Annotated in this window: 18 protein-coding genes and 4 tRNA genes; 15 read left to right on the forward strand and 7 right to left on the reverse strand. The window is 60.4% G+C overall.

Annotated elements, in window-relative coordinates:
• Positions 1–7: 7 nt before the first annotated feature.
• Both CGLUCO_RS02040 and CGLUCO_RS02045 read right to left on the reverse strand, forming a co-directional pair.
• Positions 8–277, reverse strand: coding sequence for a hypothetical protein (locus CGLUCO_RS02040; RefSeq protein WP_159447597.1), 270 nt, complete (start codon positions 275–277; stop codon positions 8–10).
• Between the two features lie 186 nt (positions 278–463).
• The gene (locus tag CGLUCO_RS02045) at positions 464–697 is read right to left on the reverse strand and encodes a hypothetical protein (RefSeq protein WP_084036598.1); all 234 of its coding nucleotides are present in this window, start codon (positions 695–697) and stop codon (positions 464–466) included.
• 54 nt (positions 698–751) lie between these two features.
• Between CGLUCO_RS02045 and CGLUCO_RS02050 the strand changes: the two genes are divergently transcribed.
• On the forward strand, positions 752–1,060 hold the full coding sequence (locus CGLUCO_RS02050; RefSeq protein ID WP_005394773.1) for a DUF4229 domain-containing protein: 309 nt from the start codon (positions 752–754) through the stop codon (positions 1,058–1,060).
• Here the strand turns inward: CGLUCO_RS02050 and CGLUCO_RS02055 are convergent.
• Complete coding sequence (locus CGLUCO_RS02055) at positions 1,046–1,921, reverse strand: 1,4-dihydroxy-2-naphthoate polyprenyltransferase (RefSeq protein WP_084036599.1); 876 nt, start codon at positions 1,919–1,921, stop codon at positions 1,046–1,048. The genes CGLUCO_RS02050 and CGLUCO_RS02055 overlap by 15 nt on opposite strands.
• 62 nt (positions 1,922–1,983) lie before the next feature.
• Here CGLUCO_RS02055 and CGLUCO_RS02060 point away from each other — a divergent pair, with 62 nt between their 5' ends.
• Positions 1,984–2,847: a glycosyltransferase gene (locus tag CGLUCO_RS02060; protein ID WP_084036600.1), complete on the forward strand. Its 864-nt coding sequence runs from the start codon at positions 1,984–1,986 to the stop codon at positions 2,845–2,847.
• On the opposite strand, the gene menE is transcribed toward CGLUCO_RS02060, so the two are convergent.
• The 3 genes from menE to CGLUCO_RS02075 are packed head-to-tail and all read right to left on the reverse strand — an operon-like array spanning position 2,818 to position 5,621.
• Positions 2,818–3,957, reverse strand: coding sequence for an o-succinylbenzoate--CoA ligase (gene menE / locus CGLUCO_RS02065; RefSeq protein ID WP_084036601.1), 1,140 nt, complete (start codon positions 3,955–3,957; stop codon positions 2,818–2,820). The genes CGLUCO_RS02060 and menE overlap by 30 nt on opposite strands.
• Positions 3,957–4,871, reverse strand: a complete 915-nt coding sequence (locus tag CGLUCO_RS02070) for a 1,4-dihydroxy-2-naphthoyl-CoA synthase (RefSeq protein ID WP_084036602.1) — start codon at positions 4,869–4,871, stop codon at positions 3,957–3,959. The genes menE and CGLUCO_RS02070 overlap by 1 nt, the downstream gene beginning before the upstream one ends.
• 18 nt (positions 4,872–4,889) lie before the next feature.
• Entirely contained in the window at positions 4,890–5,621 is a 732-nt protein-coding gene (locus tag CGLUCO_RS02075; protein ID WP_239171009.1) for a DUF559 domain-containing protein, read from the reverse strand.
• Positions 5,622–6,192: 571 nt separating this feature from the next.
• Here CGLUCO_RS02075 and CGLUCO_RS02080 point away from each other — a divergent pair.
• The 5 genes from CGLUCO_RS02080 to CGLUCO_RS02100 are packed head-to-tail and all read left to right on the forward strand — an operon-like array spanning position 6,193 to position 11,039.
• The gene (locus CGLUCO_RS02080; RefSeq protein WP_084036603.1) at positions 6,193–7,119 is read left to right on the forward strand and encodes an o-succinylbenzoate synthase; all 927 of its coding nucleotides are present in this window, start codon (positions 6,193–6,195) and stop codon (positions 7,117–7,119) included.
• Positions 7,116–8,654: a 2-succinyl-5-enolpyruvyl-6-hydroxy-3-cyclohexene-1-carboxylate synthase gene (menD, locus tag CGLUCO_RS02085; RefSeq protein ID WP_005394784.1), complete on the forward strand. Its 1,539-nt coding sequence runs from the start codon at positions 7,116–7,118 to the stop codon at positions 8,652–8,654. The genes CGLUCO_RS02080 and menD overlap by 4 nt, the downstream gene beginning before the upstream one ends.
• A complete protein-coding gene (locus CGLUCO_RS02090) occupies positions 8,651–9,094 on the forward strand; it encodes a DUF3592 domain-containing protein (protein WP_005390602.1) in 444 nt (147 codons plus the stop codon). The genes menD and CGLUCO_RS02090 overlap by 4 nt, the downstream gene beginning before the upstream one ends.
• Before the next feature lie 46 nt (positions 9,095–9,140).
• Complete coding sequence (locus CGLUCO_RS02095) at positions 9,141–10,337, forward strand: glycosyltransferase family 4 protein (RefSeq protein ID WP_198481440.1); 1,197 nt, start codon at positions 9,141–9,143, stop codon at positions 10,335–10,337.
• Between the two features lie 15 nt (positions 10,338–10,352).
• Complete coding sequence (locus CGLUCO_RS02100) at positions 10,353–11,039, forward strand: demethylmenaquinone methyltransferase (RefSeq protein WP_034989240.1); 687 nt, start codon at positions 10,353–10,355, stop codon at positions 11,037–11,039.
• A 359-nt stretch (positions 11,040–11,398) separates the two neighbouring features.
• Here the strand turns inward: CGLUCO_RS02100 and CGLUCO_RS02105 are convergent, their stop codons facing one another.
• On the reverse strand, positions 11,399–12,556 hold the full coding sequence (locus tag CGLUCO_RS02105; protein ID WP_084036605.1) for a geranylgeranyl reductase family protein: 1,158 nt from the start codon (positions 12,554–12,556) through the stop codon (positions 11,399–11,401).
• A gap of 94 nt (positions 12,557–12,650) precedes the next feature.
• On the opposite strand from CGLUCO_RS02105, the gene CGLUCO_RS02110 reads away from it, so the two are divergent.
• The 8 genes from CGLUCO_RS02110 to CGLUCO_RS02145 all read left to right on the forward strand — a co-directional run bounded on the left by CGLUCO_RS02110 (position 12,651) and on the right by CGLUCO_RS02145 (position 18,173).
• On the forward strand, positions 12,651–13,673 hold the full coding sequence (locus CGLUCO_RS02110) for a polyprenyl synthetase family protein (RefSeq protein ID WP_070740266.1): 1,023 nt from the start codon (positions 12,651–12,653) through the stop codon (positions 13,671–13,673).
• A 73-nt stretch (positions 13,674–13,746) separates the two neighbouring features.
• Positions 13,747–13,832: transfer RNA gene (locus CGLUCO_RS02115), tRNA-Tyr, on the forward strand.
• 512 nt (positions 13,833–14,344) lie between these two features.
• Positions 14,345–16,987: an ExeM/NucH family extracellular endonuclease gene (locus tag CGLUCO_RS02120; RefSeq protein ID WP_084036606.1), complete on the forward strand. Its 2,643-nt coding sequence runs from the start codon at positions 14,345–14,347 to the stop codon at positions 16,985–16,987.
• Positions 16,988–17,007: 20 nt separating this feature from the next.
• The gene (locus tag CGLUCO_RS02125) at positions 17,008–17,394 is read left to right on the forward strand and encodes a DUF6198 family protein (RefSeq protein WP_472843673.1); all 387 of its coding nucleotides are present in this window, start codon (positions 17,008–17,010) and stop codon (positions 17,392–17,394) included.
• Positions 17,391–17,531 carry a DUF6198 family protein gene (locus tag CGLUCO_RS02130; RefSeq protein ID WP_005394792.1) on the forward strand — a complete coding sequence of 47 codons (141 nt, stop codon included), beginning with the start codon at positions 17,391–17,393 and terminating at the stop codon, positions 17,529–17,531. Before CGLUCO_RS02125 ends, CGLUCO_RS02130 begins: the two co-directional genes overlap by 4 nt.
• A 319-nt stretch (positions 17,532–17,850) precedes the next feature.
• A tRNA-Thr gene (locus CGLUCO_RS02135) sits at positions 17,851–17,923 on the forward strand.
• A gap of 21 nt (positions 17,924–17,944) precedes the next feature.
• Positions 17,945–18,018 (forward strand) — tRNA-Met (locus CGLUCO_RS02140).
• 82 nt (positions 18,019–18,100) lie between these two features.
• A tRNA-Trp gene (locus tag CGLUCO_RS02145) sits at positions 18,101–18,173 on the forward strand.
• Positions 18,174–18,195 lie beyond the last annotated feature (22 nt).

Genomic DNA, 18,195 nt, shown 5'->3' on the forward strand with positions numbered 1-18,195 from the left:
TTCGGGATCACTCATCTGGGTCATCGATGTTCTCAAGCCAATAACTGATTTCTTCTCGCATATCCTCTTCAGAGGGGATTGGGAGCTTCCATCGGTCGAGCCATGATCCTCCATCTGCAACATACGCTGCTGACGAGTAGCCACTAGGCACGTACTGGCTCGGGCAATTGAGCCAGTGTACATCCCGTTGCACAGGGTTGACCCACACACGGAAGCTATACTCGTTGACGGTCAGGTCATATTTTCGCCACCGCTGCCATGGCCACCGAATCCTCATTCTTATATCCTCCTCCAGTCATGCAAGCGCATTCCTTTTGCAGCCCAGCTTCGCCGAATGGCCGAATCCCCGGGAGCACGTGGGCCATCTTCAGGTCAGCCCCAGAGCCAAAGCGGCCCAACTCCTACCAACCCCTGAAAGCACCACACTGAACGGGCTGCAAACGGATCTAATACAGCAGAGAAACTAGCGCTCTTTCCCCTCGCGGCGGCGACGCTCCCTTTCGGCCTCTTCGGCCTCTTGCCGGGCGCGCATCTCCTTGAAGTGCTTCTTTTCCAGCTCCCAGAGGAATTCCTCGTCGTCATCGGGGCCCTTGATCTCGGGGGCCTGCGGGGTGCGATCCCAGGTTTGTGGCCCGAAGGCCTTCCAGACCAGGTAGATGGCGACAACGATGAGGACAAGTATCAGGACACGTCCCACGAAACTCCTCCTTGGATTGTAGGTTTCAGATTTAGTTTAATATGCTTACCCCTTGTGACCGATACTGCACCTACACCAGATAAGAAGCTGCGCCACCGCGCGTGGCTGGATGTCGTTTTGTACGGGTTGGCACGTCTGTTGTTGTTTGTCGTGCTGACGGCCGTTATTCAGGGCCTTTCCGTTCTTGTGGGGGTGACATTCCCGCTGATGATCTCCGCACTGCTGGCGCTCATCGTCGCCTTCCCGCTGTCGATGTTCCTGTTCCGGGGGCTGAGGCTGCGGGTGACGCAGGAGCTCGCCGAGTGGGATCGGCAGCGGAAGGAGCACAAGAAGTGGATGGATGAGGAGCTACGTAAGCGCTAGTACAAGTGCGGTGATAACGGACCACACAATCATGCACCGGCCGGTCAGTCCCAGTACAGGGATGAGATCCCGGCCGGTTTTTCCTTCTCTGACGGGCATGACGGCAATGACAGCGAGGGGGAGTGCCGCCAAGGCGATGAGGGCGAACACGGTCTGGCCGGCGATAAAGAAAGACATGATAAACGGCATGGCGACGAGGATTTGGAAGAGGAGCCTGGAACGGGAATCGCCGATGCGGACGGCCAGTGTCATCTTGCCGGAGGCTTCGTCGGTGGGGATGTCGCGGATGTTGTTAGCAAGGTTGACACCTGCGGAGATGCAGCCGATGCCGATGGCGGAGCAGATCCCTACCCAGGAGATGTGGTCGGCTTGGGTGTATTCGGTGCCGAGTACGGCGATGAGGCCGAAGAAGATGAAGACGGCGACTTCGCCTAGTCCGATGTAGCCGTAGGGGTGGGAGCCACCGGTGTAGAACCAGGCACCGAGAATGCAGATAATTCCTATGAGAATCATCCATACATGCCCGGAGCTGACTGTGAGAATGAGGCCAAAGATGGCAGCAACTCCGAAGCATCCGAATGCGGCCAGTTTCACCACGGTGGGGTTGACCTTGCCCGACGCCGTGATGCGGAGCGGACCGGAACGATCTTCGTCGGTGCCACGGATTCCGTCGGAGTAGTCGTTTGCAAAGTTCACGCCTAGAATGAGCGACCAAGCCACAAGAAGCGCGAGTAACATGTGCCCGAGGTCGAAGCCAAAGTGGAAGGCGGCGGCGCCGGAGCCGACGATCACGGGCGCAAAGGCGTTTGGCCATGTGTGAGGTCGGGCGGCTTGGATCCAATCGTGAGCGGTTGCGTGCATGTGGTCTATTATCCACGCTTTGATGGAAAACTAAACGTCGACAAGCAAAAGGAGGACCAAGGATGTGGGTGAGCTACGTGCTCGGCCAGGTGGCGAGCATCTTTTTGACGCTCGGCCGCATGGTTCCACTCAACCTCCGCAACCGCTTCGGCCAGGGCCGCATTCCGCGCGACGGCGACGTTGTGATCTCCCTGACCACCCACGGCGCGCGCCTCAAAAAGGTTTACCTCACTCTCGAGTCGCTGGCCCGCGGATACGTCAAGGTTCCGATCATCCTGTGGCTCGACCCGGAAGATTACGGCGGACCGTACCCGCCGTCCCTGCAGCGACTCATCGACCGCGGGGTTCAGGTGCGCTGCTCCGATGGGCATTACGGGCCGCACACGAAGTATTGGAACCAGTTCAGTGAGGTTGCGGGTACCGGCACTCGTGTCATCACCGTCGACGATGACATCATCTACCCAGAGTGGCTCGTGGAAAAACTGCTGGTGGTGGGGCAGTACCGCTTCGACACCGTCGTCGCCTACCGCGCCCACCGCATCGAGCTACGCGACGGTCTCATTCGCCCGTACGCCAAATGGTCCAAGGCGATCAGCTCCTCCGCATCCATCCTCCACTTCGCCACCGGTGTCTCCGGTGTTCTCTACCCAGCCAGCTTCATCGACTACGTCGCAGCTCACGGCGGTGATTTCGCCGAACATGCACCCAACGCCGACGACGTGTGGCTGCACCTCATGGAGCTACGTTCCGGGCACAAGGTGCGCCAGGTCTTTGCACAGCCGCGCAACTTCGCGGTCATCCCGTCGACCCAGCTCACCTCGCTCGTCCAGAACAACCTCGCCGGCGCCAACGATGCGCAGATCGCCGCCACCTACACGCCCGCTGACCTCGAGGTTCTACTTCGGGCCAGCGCCGCTGAGGATTAACTTTTCTGCTTGTCGACGATCGACCTTACCGCTGGTCATCCTCGGCACCGCCGCAACGTGGCTGAGGTGCTTGGGGAGCTGCCAACGCGGCAGATCGCTTAGGCCCTCGATAATCTGCGCTGGGGTGGGGGAGCCTGCGTAGACAGCCGAGATCGCCGTGCCGAGTCGCTCGTCGGGCACACCGACCACGACCACCTCCGTCACGCCTGGAATCTGCATGATCGCCTTTTCCAGCACTTCGGGATGCAGCTTCAAACCGCCGGAATCAATGATCGCGTCCAGCCGTCCGATGACGTGGAGTTTCCCGTCTTCGATGCGCCCGGAGTCGCTGGTGCGGAACCATCCCGGTTGGGGAAAAGCCTCCTCGCTGGCGACATTTCGGTAGCCCTTCGCCACCATCGGCCCGCCGAGCCAAATCCGCTCCCCGTGGAGCTGCACCTTTGCACCAGAGATCGGCACACCGTCGTACACACAGCCACCAGAGGTTTCCGAGGACCCATACGTCGTGACGATATTGATCCCGAGTCGCGCAGCTCGCGTCGCCATGTCGCCAGTGATAGGGGCGCCACCGACAAGAATTGCCTCGAACTGTTGCAGGGCTTCCACTCCCTGCAACGATTGCAGAAGCTTCGCCAGCTGATTCGGCACAAGCGAGGTGTAGCACCCCTCGCCGATCTCTGCTGTCTTCTGCGCGAATTCCTCCACGCTAAAACCGTGGGAGACATCCATGACCAGAGGGTCATAGCCCGCTACCAGTGAACGAACGAGGATTTGCAGACCCGCAATATTGTGTGCAGGCAGTGCGCACAACCACGGACGCGGACCTCCCAACCTGGCGTGCGTCGCATCCGCGCCACTCACCAGGTTGTGGGCAGTCAGCATCGCACCCTTGGGAACACCGGTCGATCCAGACGTCGCTACTACGAGGGCAACATCATCGTCGATGGCTTCCCCAATACGTTGCGTTGCGCGCAGCGATGTGGCGCGCGCCCGATCTCCTGCTGATGCTCCGCTAGGGACAGGGCAGTATGCCGTTTCTCCGGCGATTGCTCTTTCCAGCTCGTCCACCATCCCCCGGCTGGGGATGGGAAGTTCCTCCAGTGTTTTCATCAGTAGTAGAAGGGGAACTCAGACCAGTCCGGATCACGCTTCTCCAGGAAGCTGTCGCGACCCTCCACAGCCTCATCGGTCATGTACGCAAGGCGTGTTGCCTCACCGGCGAATACCTGTTGTCCCATGAGGCCATCGTCGACAAGGTTTAGAGCAAACTTCAGCATCCGCTGAGCGGTGGGAGACTTGCCGTTAATCTCCTCGGCCCACTGAATAGCCACCTTCTCCAAATCCTTGTGTGGCACAACTTCGTTAACCGCGCCCATATCCTTCATCTCCTGCGCGGAGTAGGTGCGGCCGAGGAAGAAAATCTCCCGGGCTTTCTTCTGTCCAACCATTTTCGCCAGGTAGGCGGACCCATAACCAGCGTCGAAAGATCCCACATCAGCATCCGTCTGCTTGAAGCGAGCTTCTTCCTTACTGGCGAGCGTGAGATCGCACACCACGTGGAGTGAGTGCCCGCCGCCGGCGGCCCAGCCGTTAACCAGTGCGATAACAACCTTGGGCATCGTCCGGATGAGGCGCTGGACCTCTAGGATGTGCAAGCGGCCGGCCCGTGCCTTATCCACGGTTTCCGCGGTATCACCACTTGCGTACTGGTAGCCGGAGCGACCGCGAATACGCTGGTCGCCACCGGAGCAAAAGCCCCAACCGCCATCCTTCGGGCTCGGGCCGTTTCCGGTAAGCAGCACCACGCCGACATCCGGGGTCTGGCGGGCATGGTCGAGAGCCCTATAGAGCTCATCCACCGTGTGTGGACGGAACGCGTTGCGTACCTCCGGACGGTCAAATGCGATGCGAACAATGCCATCCTTGCGCTCCGTGCCGACATGGCGGTGATAGGTGATGTCGGTCAGATCCTCAAAGCCTGGAACAGGCTTCCATTGCGACGAGTCAAACGGATTATCAGTCATGGTTGTAACTCTATACGGTCAGGCCACTGCCGGATCGAGGCCCTTCCACACCTCAGTAACAGCCGTCTCCTGGAAATGAATTGCTCGCTCGATTTCGTCGAGGACCAGGTCCAGGTAATGGAAAGTGTCATCGGTGGTGAAACGCAGCACCCGGTGTCCTGCCATCGTTGCCGCGTTTTGTTTCCACCGATCCGTTACAAACGTCCTCTTACGTCCCTCACCCTCATGGAACATGAACGAATCTAGCTCCACGAGTACATCGGTTTTTCTGATCTTGATATCGAACATGTACCCGCAGACTTTAAAACTCATTTCCACCTCATAACCCCGCTGCACCAGACCTTGTCCCACTCGCAGCTCCTGCTTGGAATATGCACCCGGCAAAACGTAAGCGAAGTCCTTTTTCACCGCGCGCGCCAAGTGCCTTCTCCGGACGTTTTTGATGTCGTATATCCATTGTCTCTTCCCCTTGCGCTTGGCGTAATGCTCGTTGAGTTTTTCCACCAAGTCCCGTGGTCGTTCGTCCTCCGGCGTTTCCAGCGCTGCCTCGATCATCGAAACGCAGCGGAAAATCCGGACAACTTCAGACTTCACACTCCGGCTTCGCTTGATTTTCACTCCGGCGATCTTGGGAATCCGCTGGTGTTTTGGAATTACTGCTTCGATTTCTCCCTCAGGTAGCTGCCTGAGGTGGAGCGCTAAAGCAGTCTTTCCTGTGAAAACTAGGTTTGGATGCATGGCCTGCAGCACAAGCAGCTGATCGAAAATCGTGGGTTCGTGCGTGCAGTACCAACCCCGGCGAACCCGGAACAGCTCTCCGTTCTTCATCTTTTGCCGGATTTGGCTCCGTGTCAGACCCAGATCCCTTGTTCGGATGTATCCGTAATCCATGGTGGTTTCCTTTTGGTGATGTGGTGGTCAGTGGTTTGGAATACACCATAGAGCACGGCATACACACGCACGTTCGAATTGAATAAAAATACTGGTCACGTACTGTAAATAACGAACTTTACGTGACCGGTATTGACGTGATTTTCGAATGCGCATTCGGGGTTGCTTGCTCGACCTGGATTGCGGCCCGGCCGGGGCGGCCTACTCGCGCTTTAGCACCGCTGGGGCCGTGTTGTGACGGGCTGGGTGCCGGATGCGGCCCGACCGGTTGTGTGTCTCGGGTGCGCGATGTGGTTTGGGCCGTTTTCGAGGGAGGGGGCTTCGTGCCCGTACGCCTGTGGTTCCTAGTGCGGCCCGGCCGGGGCGGCCTACTCGCTGAATGGCACCGCTTGGGCCGTGAAAAGGGGCGGGTAGGGATACCCTGGAAGCCATGGTTACCTTTGAGGAGATTGCGCAGCGAGCGCGAGTTGTGGATTTGCCGATGATCAAGTTCCGCGGGATCACCCACAGGGAGGCAATGCTGATCGAGGGGCCGAAGGGATGGGCGGAGTGGTCACCATTTCTCGAGTATGAGACCCCGGAGGCGGCAACGTGGTTGAAATGTGCGCTGGAGGTGGCGTACGTCGGTGTGCCCACGCCGAAGCGAACGAAAGTCCAGGTCAATGGTACTGTTCCGGCGGTGGCGGCGGGGGAAGTGGAGAATATTCTGGCCCGTTTTCCTGGGGTGAAGACGGTCAAGGTGAAAGTCGCGGAGCGGGGCCAGAGTCTGCAGGATGACATCGAGCGGGTGCAGGCGGTGCGTCGCCTCATGCCTGAGGCGGCCATTCGTGTGGATGCGAATCGGGGCTGGTCAGTCGACCAAGGGATAGAGGCGGCGAAGCGGCTGGGCCCGCTTGAGTATATGGAGCAGCCGTGCGCAACGATCGAGGAGTTGGAGCAGGTCAGGCCGTATGTCAAGGTGGCAGCCGATGAGAGTATTCGCAAGGAAAGCGACCCGCTGAAGGTCAAAGGTCGCGTTGACTACGCGATTTTGAAGTGCCAGCCAATGGGGGGCCCGACGAACGTCCTCAAGGTGGAAAAGGAGTTGGGGCTGCGTGTGACGGTGTCGAGCGCGTTGGAAACTGCGGTGGGGATGTACGCGTGCCTGGCAACTGCTGCGGCCCAAGATGTTCAGCCCGCAGCGGGCCTGGGTACGGGTGGGTTCTTCTATGAGGACGTGGCGGAGAGGCGACAGATTGTGGACGGTGCGATTGATGTCACGCCTGTCACACCGACGAACTTCCCTGCCTGCAAGAACGAGGACTTTTGGTATCGGCGTTTAAAGGAGTGCCTGGGTTATTTACAATCGAGGTCATGACTAGTTCACCGGAGTTGGCGAAGCAGATTGTGGCGGACCTCCAAAAGTCGGGGGTGACGGATGTGGTGTATTGTCCGGGTTCCCGGAACGCGCCGTTGGCCTTGGCGTTTGCGGAGTCCTCGCTGAGGGTTCATTCGCGTATCGACGAAAGGTCTGCATCGTTTACCGCCTTGGGAATGGCCCGGGTGTCTGGGCGGCCGGTTCCCGTCGTCACAACCTCGGGCACCGCCGTCGCAAACTGTCTTCCTGCAATGGTGGAGGCCTATTATTCGGCCACTCCGTTTGTGGTGCTTTCTGCAGATCGTCCGGAGCGCTATGTGGGCAAGGGCGCGAGCCAGACGATTGTGCAGAAGGGTTTGTTTGAGCCGTACGCGCCGACGGTGACCTCTGTGGGGGTGGCTCTGGAGCACCCGCAGGTCCATATCAACGTTTCGTTTGACGTGCCCCTTGTCGGCCCGGCCGTGAGCCCGGAGTCGACGGTGGGGACGTGGGTGCGACCGGACGTCGACAAGCATGAAGTAAGCCTCGATATCACCAAGAACACCCTGGTCATTGCGGGAGACGGGGCGAAGGAAATCCCGGGGTTGGAAGACGTGCCCACCCTTGCTGAGCCCACGGCACCGGCGCCGTACCATCCGGTGCATCCGCTCGCTGCGGCCATGTTTGACCAGCTAGACAAGCCGGAGCAGATCGTTGTGGTGGGGCACCCGACGCTGCACCGAGACGTAATGAAGCTCACCAACGAGGTGCCGAAGATTGTTGTTCAGCAGCCCGGTGAGCACTATGTGACCGATCCGGAGGGGACTGCCCAGGAGATCGCCACAGACCTGAAAGTGACGGGTCAGCCCCGTGATGAGTGGCTGAAGGTGCTCGACGCAGCGAGCGAGCTTGGTGCCGAAGCGGTTCGTGAGCAACTGGAACAATTTACTGGCCTGACCGTCGCCGCAGCGGTAGCAGATTCTCTGTACCAGTCAAACGCCCTCTTCATCGGTGCTTCCAACCCCATCAGGGACATGCATTTAGCCGGGCTGCCTTTCGACGGCGTGGACACGTACTCACCGCGTGGGGCTGCAGGCATCGATGGCAGCGTGAGCCAGGCGATCGGTGTGGCGCTTGCACATCAGGCAGCGGATCCGACCGCGCCCACCGCGCCTCGAACTGTCGCCCTCCTCGGCGATGTCACGTTCCTCCACGATATCGGTGGCCTTCTTATTGTTGACGGCTCGCCGCGGCCCGAAAATCTCACCATCGTGGTTGCCAACGACAACGGCGGCGGGATCTTCGAGACCCTCGAGCAGGGAGCACAGGAATATCGGGACGCCTTCGAGCCGTTCTTCGGCACACCGCACACCGACGTGGATATTGCCCACATCGCCGAGGCCTACGACATCGAATACACCAAGGTCATCGACCTGCCTAGCCTGCAAAAGGAGCTGGAGACGGAGCCTGACGGCATCCGCATCATTGAAGCCGTCACCGACCGGGACAACCTGCGTGACATTCACGCCAAGATGCGCGCGAGGATGCACGTGTGACCAGGCGAATTAAGCAGGCGATCATCGGCAGTTGGATCCTTGCGGCCATCATGTGCGTGGCGATGGTCGGCGGCGCGTACATGAACGATCGCCTCATTGCCGAGGCCCCCGTGCGTTCCCTAGCACGCGTGACGTCGGTGGGTACACTCCGCACCGCCATCGATTTTCAGGATGTCCACGGTTCGCTTCAAAGCCCTGAGCTTGGCCTTTTGTACCCAACGGGGTTGAACGAGGGGCAGCGGGTGTGGGTGACCTACAACGCGGCTCGACCGGATGTGGTCAAGGTGGATGGGCGCCAGTGGACGCTTGCATTTAGGCCAGCGCTATCCATTTTGGCGGTGGCCTCTGCCGTCGCCGGTGTGCTCTTTGGCCTGGTTACGGCAATTTCTCGGCGTCGTTCTGCCGCACAGTCACGAAACCAAAACGTCACCAACATTTAACTTTTCTTCCACGTTATTGTCAGGCAATGGGTGCATAATGGCCGGTATGCGAGTTGCGATTGTGGCAGAAGCATTCTTGCCAAACATCAATGGAGTGACGAATTCCGTGCTGCGCGTCCTCGAGCATCTGCGTCGAGAAGGTCACGAGGCGCTTGTCATCGCGCCGGGTGCCCGTGGTCACGAAGAAGAAGTCGCCGAGTACGAGGGATATCCCATTGTTCGGGTTCCTACGATCATGTTCCCCGGTGTTAACTCTCTTCCCGTCGGCGTTCCCACCACCGCTGTCGCCCGCGCGTTAGCGAAGTTCAAGCCGGATGTCGTGCACCTCGCCAGCCCGTTCGTCCTCGGTGCGGCTGGCGCGATTGCGGCCCGTCAGCTGCGGATCCCAGCCATTGCTGTCTACCAGACGGATGTCGCAGGTTTCGCCACCAAGTATCACTTCACGCTTCTTGCCACCGCAGTCTGGGAGTGGGCACGCTACATTCATAACATGTGCCAGCGCACGCTCGCCCCGAGCTCCATGTCCATCGCGGAGCTCGAAGCTCACGGCATTCACAACATCTACCACTGGGGCCGCGGTGTGGATACGGTTCGCTTCCATCCCTCCAAGCGCTCAGACGCGCTGCGTCTCACCTGGGATCCGGAGGGTACGAAGGTCATCGTCGGCTTCGTCGGTCGCCTCGCCGCAGAAAAGGGTGTCCGTCGCCTCCGGGTTCTTGACGCGCGCCCCGATGTTCAGGTTGTCATCGTCGGTTCCGGCCCCGATCGGGATGCGCTTGTCGACGAGTGCCCCAACGCAGTCTTCACCGGTGCGCTTTCTGGGGAGGAACTCGCCCAGGCGTACGCCAGCTTCGACGTGTTCGTCCACACTGGCGAGTTCGAAACCTTCTGTCAGACCATTCAGGAAGCGCTTGCCTCGGGTGTCCCCGTCATCGGCCCGCGTGCTGGTGGCCCCATCGACCTCATCACCGAAGGTGTCGACGGCTACCTGCTCGATGTCGACACCTTCGAGGAGAAGCTCTCCTCCACGTTGGACACCATTCTTGACCCCCGGCACTATACCCGTATGCGCCAGGCAGCCCGTGACGGAGTGCGGCCCAAGACGTGGGAAAACCTCTGCACTCAGCTGGTCAAGCACTACGCCGCTGTTATCGAGCAATCCCGGCGTGTGCCACTCACGATCTTCGGCCCCATCCCCGAGTTGCCTCGCTGGGCCGCGAAGGCTCTCGGTGCGCGCGTCTGACTAGACTAGTCACTTGTGGCTAAAGCAACCCTAGAAAAAGACCCGTCCGACGTTGCCCGCATGTTCGATGACGTGGGCAAGAACTATGACATCACGAATACGATCCTGAGTTTTGGCCAGGATCGTATGTGGCGTCGTCGCGTCCGCGAGCGCCTTGCTTTGAAGCCGGGGGAGAATGTCCTCGACCTGGCAGCCGGAAGCGCCGTTTCTACCGAGGAATTAGCCAAATCTGGTGCCTGGTGTGTGGCCTGTGACTTCTCCCAGGGCATGCTCGCGGCTGGTGCACATCGCGACGTGCCCAAGGTTGTCGGCGATGGTATGAACCTCCCGTTTGCCGACGAAACCTTCGATGCCGTCACGATCTCCTTCGGCCTCCGCAACATCCAGGACACGGGCCAGGCCCTCCGCGAGATGGCCCGCGTTACCAAGCCGGGCGGTCGACTGACCATTGCCGAGTTTTCCACCCCGATTCTGCCGGTGTTCTCCTTCGTCTACAAGGAATACCTCATGCGGATCCTGCCACTGGTAGCCAAGCAGGTTTCCTCCAACGGCGAGGCCTACGAGTACCTTGCCGAATCCATCCGCGCGTGGCCCGACCAAGAGGAACTCGCCACCATCGTGAACGCCAACGGCTGGTCCGACTGCGGCTGGCAGAACCTCACGTTCGGCATCACCGCGATGCACTCCGCCATCAAGGAGTAACCCTAACTACCCGTCCCTTTTTGCGGCCCATCTTTTCCTGAAACCCGTGTGGGTGGTTGCAGTTGGGCCGCATTCGGATCCCTGGAGTCCCTTTTGCAGCCCATTCCCTCTTGAAGCCCGAGTGATCCACTCCGCTTGGGCCACTTTTGGCGGCGGCTGGAGAGTCCTGTGACCAAACGCGGCCCGACTCGCGCTACCCCCCGAGAGCTTCACCCCGTCTGGGCCGCATGAGGAACTCCGTGCTTACGTTTCCCCTCGCCGATCCCTTTTTGAAGCCCGACTATCGACGAAGCGCGAGTACGCGAACTGGATCGGGCCGCAAAAGGGGAGAAACAGGGGGAGAAAGGGGAGGTGGAAGCCTAGCCCCAGAGTGGCGCGGTGTTGAGGGAGCGGGTCGCCTTGCCTGCGGCGTGCCAGACGCGGGCGGCGAGGTCGCGGTCGGAATCGTCGATGAGGTTACCCATCGCGCGGGCAACGGTGGGCATGAGCAGAGTGCGCAGGGGAGTGCGGAATGCAAGCGGACCAAAGGTGGGCAGCATGCGGGGGTATGTAAGAAGCTTGGCCAGGCTGCGGGCGAGGGTGAAGGTTTCGCCGTAGTGTTCGCGCAGGACGGAGGGCCACACGCGCAGGTCCTCGTCAATTAATGAGGCAGCAAGGCGGGCTGTTTCGAGGGCGTAGTCGATGCCCTCGCCGTTCAGGGGATTGACGCAGCAGGCCGAATCGCCAAGCAGTGCCCAGTTGCGGCCCGACACCCCGGAGACGGAGCCTCCCATGGGCAGGGCCGCAGACGTGACGGACGTGGGTTCACCAAGCCCAAATTCTTCCTGAATGGATGAGGCGTAGAAGCGCAGCAGCTTTTTGGTGTTCACCTTGGCTGGGCGAGCCGCGGTGGAAAGAGCCCCACAGCCGACGTTGGCGGCGTCGACAAGCGGAAAAAACCAACCGTAACCGGGGAGGTCACCGAAGTGGGAGTGGATCCAGGGCTCGGAAGAGCGAGTGGAGGTGCAGTAGCTGCGCGCGGCGATGCCGTAGACCTGCTGCTTGTGCCAGACGCGGCCGAGTTGCGTGCCGAAGGTGGAGCGGACACCATCGGCGACCAGAACCACCTGCGGATGCACGACATGCTCGCCTACCTGGAAGCGCACGACGCGGCCATTCTCCACAACGGGGGAGGTAGCTACCCCCGTGAGTTTCTGCGCGGGGGCTCGGTTGTAGAGGAGCGCATCGAACTTCTGCCGACGCATCGCTGAACCAACACCCCACTCCCACGGGATCTCCGCCGTGCGGCCAAAGCCATGCAGCTTAAGACCACGAGTGCGGAACGGCAGATCGATGCCGAGCGCCGAAAGCTCACGCATCGCGCGTGGAGTAAGACCGTCGCCGCAGGTTTTGTCGCGGGGGAACTCCGCACTGTCGATGAGCAGCACGTCCTTGTCCTGTAGATGAATTGCTGCAGCTGACCCAGCTGGGCCTGCGCCGATAATGGCTACCTCCGGAAAAAACTCCATGGCCCTCATTTGTACCCTGGGGTAGGTAGAAATGCATGTTTAGACTACGGTAAAGGGGTAAGTTATCTAACCAACGTATCGGACAGAGGGCAGTTTTTACACTATGAATGACACCCGCCCCCGGCTGCACAGGGACACGCCCCTAACTGGGATTTCATTTGATGAGCCCGAGCTCGCGGCTACGGTTTCACGCGACCTTCAGCGCGTGGAAGAGCTCCTGCAAAAAGAACTCAACCACGGCGAAGACTTTGTCAATGAAAAGGTCATTCATCTAGCTGCTGCCGGCGGAAAACGTTTCCGCCCCATGTTCGCGGTGTTGGCCTCGCAGCTCGGCACACGTGCTTCCTGCGAGGATGTGATCAAAGCTGCGACCGTCGTGGAGATGACGCACCTTGCCACGCTCTACCACGATGACGTCATGGACGAAGCTGACCGCCGCCGCGGGGTGGAAAGCGCAAACGCCCGCTGGGGCAACTCTGTCGCGATCCTTGCCGGGGACATTCTCCTCGCCCACGCCTCGCGGCTTATGGCCACTCTCGGTACCGATACCGTCGCCCACTTCGCGCAGACCTTCGGGGATCTCGTCACCGGCCAGATGCGCGAGACTGTGGGCCCCGGCGATGGCGATAAGATCGAGCACTACCTCAACGTTGTGCACGAAAAGACCGGTGTGCTCATCTCGTCGGCCGGCTACCTCGGCGCGCTCCACGGCGGATGCTCGCCGGAGATCACGCGAGCTTTGCAGCAATTCGGTGTCTACATCGGCACGATCTTCCAAATCGTCGACGACATCATCGACATCTTCTCCGCCTCCGCTCAGTCCGGCAAGACCCGGGGCACCGACCTCCGCGAAGGCGTCTTCACCCTCCCCGTCCTCTTCGCTCTGAAGGACGAGTCCCCCGCAGGTGAGGAGCTCCGTGGCCTCCTCACCGGCCCACTCACCAGCGATGACGACGTTGAGCGTGCCCTCGCCCTCATCGAGCAGACCTCCGGGCGCGAGCAGGCCCTCGAAGTTGTGCAGCAGTTCACCGATAAAGCCTTCGACGAGCTCTCCACGCTTCCCGACGGTCCCGTGCGCTCCGCCCTCCGTTCCCTCACCGAGTACTCCATCTCCCGCGTCCGATAGCCCCGCTGTGCAGCCGGTTTGCCTTTTGGGGGTGGGGACATAGTAAAGTATGTCTCGCACTCACGAAGTGCGGGCCAGGTTGCCCGAGCGGCCAAAGGGAGCGGACTGTAAATCCGTCGGCTTTCGCCTACAGAAGTTCGAATCTTCTACCTGGCACCAATAACCCCGATCCTCGCCACGAGGGTCGGGGTTTTCGCATGCGCAGGTTCTCCGCGCCGCAACACGGCCCATCTTTCTTTGGATCCCGGGTCCCTGCCTCCGCTTGGGCCGTGTTGTGTGCGGGTGCGTGCCGCACTGCGGCCCGTTTGCCTTCAAAGCCCGGGATCCCGCCTCGGCTTGGGCCGCGCTTGGTACCGGTGTTGCGCATTGCGGCCCATCCGGTTCTTGCTTGTCGACGTTCGGGTGCCCTTGGGCCGCGTTGTGCGCGGGTGCGTGTCGCATTGCGGCCCGTTTGCCTCCAACCCCCGAGAACCCGTCTCGGCTTGGGCCGCGAAAGGCAGCCGGTCACATAAGCACCCCAACTGCTCCCCGACAGCACCCCGGCTGCACACGAAACGCGCCCCAAAACAGGCGGGGGGTAGAAGCCCGGAAACTTGCGCTGCGAAGTCCACGTGGAGCCGGTAAGAAAAGAACTACAGATAGTTTTTGTCTACTAAGAGGTGAGGGTTTAGATGAGGTTTTCAAGGCTGGGCGTGGCGCTAGTCAGCTCGGTGGCGATTGTCGCTTCGGCGGTGTCACCTGCGGCGGCGGCACCGGATGGGACGAACATCGTCATCAACGAGGTGTACGGCGGCGGCGGGAACTCGGGTGCGACGTACACGCATGATTTCGTGGAGCTGTACAACCCCACAGACGCGCCGATTTCCCTGGATGGCATGTACCTGCAGTACACGTCGGTGAAGGGGAAGAAGCCGAATAGCGGGAACATCCTGCAGCTTGCGGGGGAGACTCCGGCGAAGGGCTACACGCTGATCCAGCTGGCGCAGGGCAGTGGCGGAACGCGGGGCATTGAAGCGGATCTCGAGGGCGATATCGCGATGAGCGGTAAGGGCGGCATCGTGGCGCTGACCAACAGTGCGGATCCGTGGACCCCGTCGGCGCAGGTTGTGGACCTGCTTGGTTGGGGAGAGGCGACCTTTGCGGAGGGGAATGCGGCCCCGGGGACGTCGAATAGCGTCTCGGTCCAGCGAGCACAGACGGGGGTGGACACGGACAACAACGCCACGGATTTCGTGACGGGAGCGCCGACGCCGGGTGATCTGAAGCCGGAGAATGCGGGAACGGTGACCATTGCGGAGATCCAGGGCACGGGCCCTGTGACACCCCTGGATGGCCAGCGGGTAACGACCAGTGGGTATGTAACGGCGAGCTATCCGGAGGGTGGTTTCGACGGCTTCTACATGCAGCAGGGCGGTGAGAAGTCGGAGGCTTCGAACGGCATCTTCGTGTTCCTTGGTCGGGATGGGCAGGTGCCGGAGGTCGGTTCCTGCGTCACGGTGACGGGCACGGCGGGAGAGTACACGGGGGAGACGCAGCTGAGTGACCCCGAGGTGGTCCCGGACACGGATTGCGGCCCGACAGTTGTTCCAACTGAATTTTCGGAGTTGCCGGAGGGGGACGCGGCGCGCGAGGCCTATGAGGGGATGCTTGTGCAGGTCACGGGCCCCTACACGGTGAGTAACAACTATGAGCTCAACACGTACGGTACGGTGGGACTCGCCCCGGGTACGGAGCCGTTCTACCAGCCCACGGATGTTTTCCCGCCCTCGACGGACCCGAACTCGGAGGTGCAAAAGCTCGCCGTTAGCCAGGGGTTGCGGGAGGTTTCGCTTGACGACGGAAGGTCGCGCAACTATGCCAAATCCGATACAGAAACCCCGCTTCCTTACCTGGTTACCGGCGGAAAGACGGTGAAGTCCTTGCGCGCCGGGGACACTGTCACCTTCACTGAGCCTGTGATTGTGAGCGGCAGGTACGACAAGTGGGGCCTGCAGCCCACGGTGCCCATTACCGGCAACTCCGAGAGCCTCCCCATCACATGGGAGGATTCTCGGGCCGCAGAAGAGGCGGGCCCGAACGTGAAAGACTCGGAGCTGTCGCTTGCCTCGTTTAACGTCCTCAACTACTTCACCACTCTCGGCGAGACGGAGGAGGGCTGCAAGGCCTACACCGACCGCGAGGGCAACAGCGTCACCGCTAACTGGTGCACGGTGCGCGGTGCCTGGTCCACGCAGGCCTTCACGCGACAGCAGGCGAAGATCGTCAATGCCATCAACACACTCAACGTGTCGGTTCTGGGCCTGGAAGAAATCGAAAACACAGCCAGCGTCACCGGCGATGCCAGCCGCCGGGATGAAGCTCTGAGCAAACTTGTGGCAGCTCTCAACGCCGACCTCACAGCGAGAGGTAAAGAGCCGACATGGGAGCTCGTCGCATCGCCGGAAAAGGTGCCCGGCCAGGAGGATGTCATCCGCGTGGCATTCATCTACAACAAGACGAAGGTGGCGCCTGTCGGCCCCTCTGTCATCATCGACGACCCAGCCTACACCGGTGTTGCCCGCCAGCCACTGGGCCAGGCTTTCGCTCGTGTGGGGCAGAAGGATCCCGAGTTCGTCGCCGTGGTGAACCACTTCAAGTCCAAGGGCTCGGTTGCCCGAGGCGATAAGGACCAAAACGACGGCCAGGGCAATAACCCGAACCTCCGCGCCGAGCAAGCTCGCGCGCTGACAAAGGCGATCGCTGCTCACGAGGAATGGAACGACATGCCGGTCTTCGTCGTCGGCGACCTCAACTCCTACACCAAGGAAGACACGATGAAGGTCCTCGAGGATGCCGGTTACACCAATATCGCCGCAACGTACGATTCCGGGCATTCGTACCAGTTTGCGGGCCGCATCGGTTCCCTTGATCATGCCTTTGGCAACGCTGCGGCGATGAAGCTTGTCGTCGACGCGGATGTGTGGGATATCAACTCGGATGAGTCCATCGCCTTCGAGTACTCCCGCGAAAACTACAACATCGCCCCGCTTGTCGACGACTCCGTCTTCCGCTCCTCTGACCACGACCCGATCAAGGTCGCTTTCAACCTGGGCACCGCCAAGCCCGACCAGCCCAGCAAGCCCGGCGACTCGGGCGACTCCGGTGCTGCCACCGGATCCAACACTTCCTCCGACCTTCCTCCGGAGGCCGTGGCGGCGCTTGAGGTCATCGGCGGTCTCGTTGGCGCGATCCTTGGACTGCTGGGGATCGGTGCTGCGGCCCAGCATTTCGCACCGGACCTTGTTAACCAGGTCAAGGGCTTGTTTGGAATTTAGATAATCCCATTCGTCGCACTATGGTTTGCACGAAAGAAAATTTAGTGCGTCGATATATTTTGGGAATAATTGGATTATCACTGATGGCGTGCGGAATCGCGCTATCTATCATCGCGGAGCTGGGGACATCACCGATCTCCAGCTTTCCGTACGTTTTGAGCCTCATTAGCTCTTTCACGGTTGGTACGGGGACCATCGCCATGAACGCAGGTTTCATGATCTTGCAGATGCTCCTCCTGCGCAAACGCTACGATCCCCGGCAGCTCGTCCAGTTGCCCGCCGCCGTCGTCATGGACGGCGATGGCCTGGCCATTGCCGTCTCCACCACGCTCAACCGGAAGTTCGAGCCAAAAAATGGCACGCCTTTGGTAACTGCAAGATCACCGTGGATACGAGCCTTGTCGTGATTGCGACTGTCCTTTCCTTCGCCGTTCTTGGCCGTGTCGAAGGCATCCGCGAGGGCACCTTGGCAGCCGCCCTCCTCGTCGGCTTCATCGCCAAATACTTCGTTCGCTGGTTGGAGCCACTGCAGAAATACCGCTAGGGGGCGTACCTCGCAGCGGTCCTCAACACGGACCAGGCAAGGTCAAAGCGCGGGATGCTTGCACCGGTTGGGCCGCATTGGGTATTGCTGGGTCCGCAACACGGCCCAGGCAAGGTCAAAGCGCGGGATGCTTGCACCGGTTGGGCCGCATTGGGTATTGCTGGGTCCCCAACACGGCCCAAGCCCAGTCAAAAGCAGGCCACGATCACCCCATTGGGCCGCAAAACCGGAATAGGAGTGGAAAATAGCAACTGACGTGCCGATTTGTGTGAATGCATGAATGTCAGTTACTCTATCCAAGGCTTCAACATGAAGCACGGCCCCCTTAGCTCAGTCGGCAGAGCGTTTCCATGGTAAGGAAAAGGTCGTCAGTTCGATTCTGACAGGGGGCTCTGTTCTTTTATTGGAACGATGGCGGTGTAGCTCAGTTGGTGAGAGCGCACGACTCATAATCGTGAGGTCGAGAGTTCGAACCTCTCCACCGCTACTGCACTGAGCCCCCCTCGCCAAGGTGCGGGGGTTTTCTGGTACAGTGTGCAAGGTGCATGTGAAACGCATGTGTCCTGAATAGGGGCGTGGCTCAATTGGTAGAGCAGCGGTCTCCAAAACCGCAGGTTGCAGGTTCGAGTCCTGTCGCCCCTGCAAAGTACTCCTAGTGCAAAGA

This window comes from Corynebacterium glucuronolyticum DSM 44120 (genome assembly GCF_030440595.1).
Classification (GTDB): Bacteria; Actinomycetota; Actinomycetes; order Mycobacteriales; family Mycobacteriaceae; genus Corynebacterium; species Corynebacterium glucuronolyticum.

Bases quoted from the DNA above. Each gene is read 5' to 3' on its own strand.
- CGLUCO_RS02095 (WP_198481440.1), top strand. From the start codon at position 9,141: ATGCGAGTTGCGATTGTGGCAGAAGCATTCTTGCCAAACATCAATGGA.
- CGLUCO_RS02125 (WP_472843673.1), top strand. From the start codon at position 17,008: ATGGTTTGCACGAAAGAAAATTTAGTGCGTCGATATATTTTGGGAATA.
- CGLUCO_RS02070 (WP_084036602.1), bottom strand. From the start codon at position 4,871: ATGACTGATAATCCGTTTGACTCGTCGCAATGGAAGCCTGTTCCAGGC.
- CGLUCO_RS02055 (WP_084036599.1), bottom strand. From the start codon at position 1,921: ATGCACGCAACCGCTCACGATTGGATCCAAGCCGCCCGACCTCACACA.
- CGLUCO_RS02120 (WP_084036606.1), top strand. From the start codon at position 14,345: ATGAGGTTTTCAAGGCTGGGCGTGGCGCTAGTCAGCTCGGTGGCGATT.
- CGLUCO_RS02040 (WP_159447597.1), bottom strand. From the start codon at position 277: ATGAGGATTCGGTGGCCATGGCAGCGGTGGCGAAAATATGACCTGACC.
- CGLUCO_RS02105 (WP_084036605.1), bottom strand. From the start codon at position 12,556: ATGAGGGCCATGGAGTTTTTTCCGGAGGTAGCCATTATCGGCGCAGGC.
- menD (WP_005394784.1), top strand. From the start codon at position 7,116: ATGACTAGTTCACCGGAGTTGGCGAAGCAGATTGTGGCGGACCTCCAA.
- menE (WP_084036601.1), bottom strand. From the start codon at position 3,957: ATGAAAACACTGGAGGAACTTCCCATCCCCAGCCGGGGGATGGTGGAC.
- CGLUCO_RS02060 (WP_084036600.1), top strand. From the start codon at position 1,984: ATGTGGGTGAGCTACGTGCTCGGCCAGGTGGCGAGCATCTTTTTGACG.
- CGLUCO_RS02080 (WP_084036603.1), top strand. From the start codon at position 6,193: ATGGTTACCTTTGAGGAGATTGCGCAGCGAGCGCGAGTTGTGGATTTG.
- CGLUCO_RS02110 (WP_070740266.1), top strand. From the start codon at position 12,651: ATGAATGACACCCGCCCCCGGCTGCACAGGGACACGCCCCTAACTGGG.